Source organism: Alcanivorax sp. HI0083 (genome assembly GCF_001635175.1).
On record NZ_LWFX01001275.1, the window covers coordinates 1 to 4,949 of the forward strand.

Genomic DNA, 4,949 nt, shown 5'->3' on the forward strand with positions numbered 1-4,949 from the left:
GAGATATGTCCATCCATCGAAAAAGCGCAACAACGAGTGCGGGCCAGCCTGAATGACCCGAAGGGCGTGGCCTGAAGCGCACATCTGCTGCGCCTTGCCTCTCGGAAAGGGAGCCACCCTGACCATCAAGACAAGACGCAACAGCTGCACGCTTCAGGCCACGCTGAGCATGCAAGGAGTTTTTCAGAGGTTCCCTAGCACCTTTCCTGTCTTTGCAGTCGAGGCCGTGATTCGTATGCGGTTCGGCTGCAGGGCATGCTGCTACGGCAGCCTCATCAGCCGGCCGACCAATGCTGGCAATGCCGTTTCCACGCGTAAGATTCTTGCTCCGAAACGGTGACAGGCAAATCCCTGTCGCTGCAGCATATCCACTTCATAATCCGTCCAGCCTCCCTCCGGGCCCACGGCCAGTGTGACTGGCTCGCTCAGGTCACAGGGAAGGGTGGGGTAATCATCCCCTGGGTGAGCAAGGATGCGCTGGCCACTACCGGCCCATTTACCCAGTGAATCTTCCACAAAGGGTTTAAAGCGGGGGGCCAGAATCAGCTCTGGCAACCGGGTATCTCGTGCCTGCTCCAGCCCGAGGATCATCTTCTCGCGCAACAGGTCGGCTTTCAGGTTGGGGGTTTGCCAGTAGCTCTTGTCCACCTTCCAGCTGTTGATCAGCACAATGCGTTTAATGCCGAGGCTGGTGGCATCAATGAGAATGCGTTTGAGCATTTTGGGCCGGGGCAGGGCCATCAACAAGGAAAGCGGCAAGGGGGGCATTGGTTGAGATTCTGGTTTAAATTCAACCAATACTTCATTGTTTTTTATTGACTTTATAGTGGCAAAGCCTGTGCTTTCGCCCAACAGTCCGGCTCGACATTGCTGCCCCTCGGCCAGCTTGAGCACCGTGCGCACATGATCACATTGGCGGGCATTCAGGCGCCAGAGGGCGTCGTACAGGTGTTGGTCTGGATGCAGCAGCAGCAAATTCATGGCGCGAATTATGGCACACCGTGTGGCGCGTCAGAACAAGCGTTTAGGACGGCGAGGGGCTGCGTTGTGAACAGGCCGGTTGACGATCTGTTGACGCAAATCACTGTTTCCTTGGCTATTATAGCCCTTTGCCCGGCGCCACTGGATTGCTAGAGTGTGCCGCCTGATCACCCGTTCCATTAACTGTTCAGTTTGGAGAATTTCATGCAGTTTCAGGGTACTGACCAATATGTGGCCACAGATGACCTGAAAATGGCCGTGAACGCAGCCATTGCCCTCAAGCGCCCGCTGCTTATCAAGGGCGAGCCCGGCACCGGCAAAACGCTGCTGGCCGAACAGGTCGCTGAATCCCTGGGCCTGCCACTGCTGTCGTGGAACGTGAAGTCCACCACCAAGGCACAGCAGGGCCTGTATGAATACGATGCAGTATCGCGCCTGCGTGATTCCCAGCTCGGCGCCGAAGGGGTCGAGGATGTGTCCAACTACCTGAAGAAGGGCAAGCTCTGGGAAGCCTTTACCCATGAAGGTCAGGTGGTCCTGCTGATCGACGAGGTCGACAAGGCCGATATCGAATTCCCCAACGATCTGCTCCAGGAGCTGGATCGGATGGAGTTCTTTGTTTATGAAACCGGCGAACTGATCAAGGCAGAACAGCGCCCGATCGTGATCATTACCTCCAACAATGAGAAAGAGCTGCCGGACGCCTTCCTGCGCCGCTGCTTCTTCCATTACATCAACTTCCCCGATGCGGCGACCATGCAGGCCATCGTGGATGTGCATTTCCCCGAGATCAAAAAGAACCTGGTGAGTGAAGCGCTGGAAATCTTCTTTGATCTGCGCAAGGTGCCGGGCCTGAAGAAGAAACCCTCCACCAGCGAGCTGATCGACTGGCTCAAGCTGTTGATGGCCGACGATATTCCGGAAGATATCCTGCGTAGCCGTGACACCAAGAGCGCGATTCCGCCCCTGTACGGCGCGTTGCTCAAGAACGAATCGGATGTACAGCTCCTCGAGCGTCTGGCGTTCATGAATCGCCGCGAAAGCTAACCGGTCCACGGGCAGACTATGCTTATTGGTTTTTTCGAAAATCTGCGTCGCTACCGGGTGCCTGTCACCCTGCGCGAGCTGCTGGATTTATTCGATGCGCTGCATGCGCATGTGGCGTTTGGCTCCATTGAGGATTTCTACCTCCTGAGCCGGGCGGTCATGGTGAAAGACGAAAAGTACTATGACCGCTTTGATCAGGCGTTTGCCAACTACTTTGAAGGCCTGGAAAACCTGGAGCCGGACTGGCTCAGCAAGGTGATCCCCGATGAGTGGCTACGCAAAGAGCTGGAAAAGAACCTGAGCCCGGAGGAATTCGAGAAGCTCAAGGGGCTCGGCAGCCTGGAAAAAATCATGGACGAGCTGCGCAAGCGGCTTGAAGAGCAGGAAAAACGTCACCAGGGCGGCAACAAGTGGGTTGGCACCGGCGGCACCAGCCCGTTCGGTGGTTACGGCGAAAACCCCGAAGGGGTTCGCATGACTGGCCCTTCACGGAACAAGAAAGCCGTGAAAGTCTGGGAGAAACGGGAGTTCCGCAATCTGGATGATTCCGTGGAGCTGGGCACCCGCAACATCAAGCTGGCCATGCGTCGTCTACGCAAGTTTGCCCGCACCGGTCGCGATGAAGAGCTGGACATGGACGACACCATTTCGTCCACCGCCCGTAACGCCGGGCTGCTCGACATCAAGATGCGCCCGGAAAAGGAAAACCGCGTCAAAGTGCTGATCTTCTTTGATATCGGTGGTTCCATGGACCCCTATGTGAAGCTGTGCGAAGAGCTGTTCTCCGCTGCCCGCGCAGAGTTCAAGCACATGGAGTATTTCTACTTCCACAACTTCATCTATGAGTACGTCTGGAAAGATAATCGCCGTCGCTGGGACGAGAAAATCTCCACCTGGGACGTGCTGCACAAGTATGGCAGCGACTACAAGGTGATCTTTGTGGGTGACGCGGCCATGAGCCCCTACGAGGTCAACTCGGTGGGCGGTAGCGTGGAACACTGGAACGAAGAGCCTGGCGCTGTCTGGTTTCAGCGAGTCACCGACACCTATGAGAAAGTAGTGTGGCTGAACCCGGAACCGGAACGCGCCTGGCAGATGACCACCTCCACCCAGTGGATCAAACAGCTCTGCGAACACCATATGTTCCCGCTGACCATTGAAGGGCTTGAGAAAGCAATGCGCCAGCTGAGCAAATAAACAGAGCGGAGGCGCCCCGGGATGGCGCAAGGCCAGCCCGGGCATCCTTGCTGACGCGACCTCGCGGTTCTTGGCAATTCAATGCAGCTAGTTTCATTCCGCCCGTCAATTTTTTACCTTTTATGCACCAATAAACAGCACGTTTAGTGGTTGCCACCCCAACAGTTCCGTATCCTGCGCGCCTTCCACGCGTCGCCAGACCGAATTTACCCCGCTCACAAGGCTGGGCAGAGGAAAGGGCGATGCCACTTTGAGCGCCCACCGTGATCCGGTGGACCTTCAGGAGATCTTCATGTCCAGGGTGAAAACCACCGCCTGGATGACTGCTTTCAGCCTTGCCGCACTGACCAGCGCCGCCCATGGGGACAACACCCAGGCTGAAATCCGTCGTCTGCAATCCGAGCTCGACCAGCTCAAATCCCGTCTCGGCGATGAGGCCGACTCGTCCTCATTGAATTGGCCGCCGCTCACCGTATTCGGCAGCGTCAGCGTTGACGCCATCTATGATGACAAGGATGCCGGCTTCGACGAACTACTGATTCCCAGCACGATTCCCGGTGGCGACACGGATCAGCAGAATTTCGTCATGAGTGCCAAGAACAGCCGCTTTGGCTTTCAGGTGGGAGAGGATAGCGGCCCGCACATGGTCTTTGCCATGGACCTGTTCGGCAGCCTGGACCGGTATGAGCTGCGTATCCGCGATTTTTATTTTGAAAACGGGCCGTTGCGTGCAGGTTACGGCTTCACCGCCTTGCTGGATGGCGCTGCCTGGCCGCTCACGCTGGATGCTCAGGGCCCCAATAGTGCCATCTTTGCGCGTCAAACCGGTGTGCGCTGGCAGGGAGAGCGCTTGACCCTGGCCCTGGAAGATCCGAACAGTGAAGTCTACGATCCCACCAACGCGACCAGCGCTGCGGGTCGCAGACCCGATGCCATCGCTACCTGGAAACAGGGCTTGCCCGCCGGGCACATCAAGCTGGGTGTGGTGAACCGTGAAATCGGTGTGGAATTCGCGGATGGCGACCAGCAATTTGCCAGCGCAACGGGTGGCGTGGCCAGTGCCGCCATCAACGTTAGCGACAACGTCAAACTGCTTGCCAATGGCAGTTACGGTCAGGGCATGGCGCATTACTACAATGACCTGTCCGGCTTTGGCGACAGCGGCATGGACGGCTATGTCTACGCCGGCAGGGATCTGCAGCCTCTGCTGGCACAAGGCGGCTATCTGGGTTCTCAGTGGCAGCTCAATCCCGCCTGGACCCTGGCCATGGTCGCCGGGGAAGTCACTATCGAGTCCGACACTGCCTTGCCGGCCGAGGCGCTGCGGCGCACCCGCTACGGGACACTGACAGCGGTACATCAATACACGCCAGCCTTGAGCTATGGTGCGGAGCTGTCATACGGATTGCGTGACAATCAGGGTGGAGACCGCAGCGAGGCGCCGCGGGTACAGTTCAATATGACGTACCGGTTTGCGCACACCAGCCGTCCGGTCGAATAAGGCACAGCAGGACTCAGGGCTGGCTCAGCCCCCGTTGGTATCCATTACCGTGTCGGTGGGATACTGAGCCACCTTGGTTTCTTCAGGGGTTCTTCCCACCAGATTTTTCTGCTTCCAGGTACCGCGTTTAAACCATACCCAGGCAACCAGCGCCGACAGAAAGGCTTGAACCGGATAGGAAATCCACACTCCGGCCACGCCCAGTTGCGTGCGCTCTGTGAGT

General features: G+C 57.4%; 4 protein-coding genes and 1 pseudogene. 3 read left to right on the top strand and 2 right to left on the bottom strand.

Translation table 11 applies throughout. The features are described from left to right. Positions 1–261: 261 nt before the first annotated feature. Entirely contained in the window at positions 262–981 is a 720-nt protein-coding gene (locus A3754_RS18825) for a 16S rRNA (uracil(1498)-N(3))-methyltransferase (RefSeq protein ID WP_063520927.1), read from the bottom strand. Between the two features lie 204 nt (positions 982–1,185). Here A3754_RS18825 and A3754_RS18830 point away from each other — a divergent pair, with 204 nt between their 5' ends. The 3 genes from A3754_RS18830 to A3754_RS18840 all read left to right on the top strand — a co-directional run bounded on the left by A3754_RS18830 (position 1,186) and on the right by A3754_RS18840 (position 4,726). Continuing rightward, complete coding sequence (locus A3754_RS18830; RefSeq protein ID WP_063520928.1) at positions 1,186–2,028, top strand: MoxR family ATPase; 843 nt, start codon at positions 1,186–1,188, stop codon at positions 2,026–2,028. Between the two features lie 18 nt (positions 2,029–2,046). Next, positions 2,047–3,225 carry a VWA domain-containing protein gene (locus A3754_RS18835; protein WP_063520929.1) on the top strand — a complete coding sequence of 393 codons (1,179 nt, stop codon included), beginning with the start codon at positions 2,047–2,049 and terminating at the stop codon, positions 3,223–3,225. A 292-nt stretch (positions 3,226–3,517) separates the two neighbouring features. Continuing rightward, complete coding sequence (locus A3754_RS18840) at positions 3,518–4,726, top strand: hypothetical protein (protein ID WP_063520930.1); 1,209 nt, start codon at positions 3,518–3,520, stop codon at positions 4,724–4,726. A 24-nt stretch (positions 4,727–4,750) separates the two neighbouring features. Here the strand turns inward: A3754_RS18840 and A3754_RS27920 are convergent. Continuing rightward, positions 4,751–4,949: pseudogene (locus A3754_RS27920) on the bottom strand (MATE family efflux transporter); the annotation flags it as partial.

What these genes read in the sequence shown, in the direction of transcription:
- A3754_RS18840 (WP_063520930.1), top strand. Translation starts at nt 3,518, where the DNA reads ATGTCCAGGGTGAAAACCACCGCCTGGATGACTGCTTTCAGCCTTGCC.
- A3754_RS18825 (WP_063520927.1), bottom strand. Translation starts at nt 981, where the DNA reads ATGAATTTGCTGCTGCTGCATCCAGACCAACACCTGTACGACGCCCTC.
- A3754_RS18835 (WP_063520929.1), top strand. Translation starts at nt 2,047, where the DNA reads ATGCTTATTGGTTTTTTCGAAAATCTGCGTCGCTACCGGGTGCCTGTC.
- A3754_RS18830 (WP_063520928.1), top strand. Translation starts at nt 1,186, where the DNA reads ATGCAGTTTCAGGGTACTGACCAATATGTGGCCACAGATGACCTGAAA.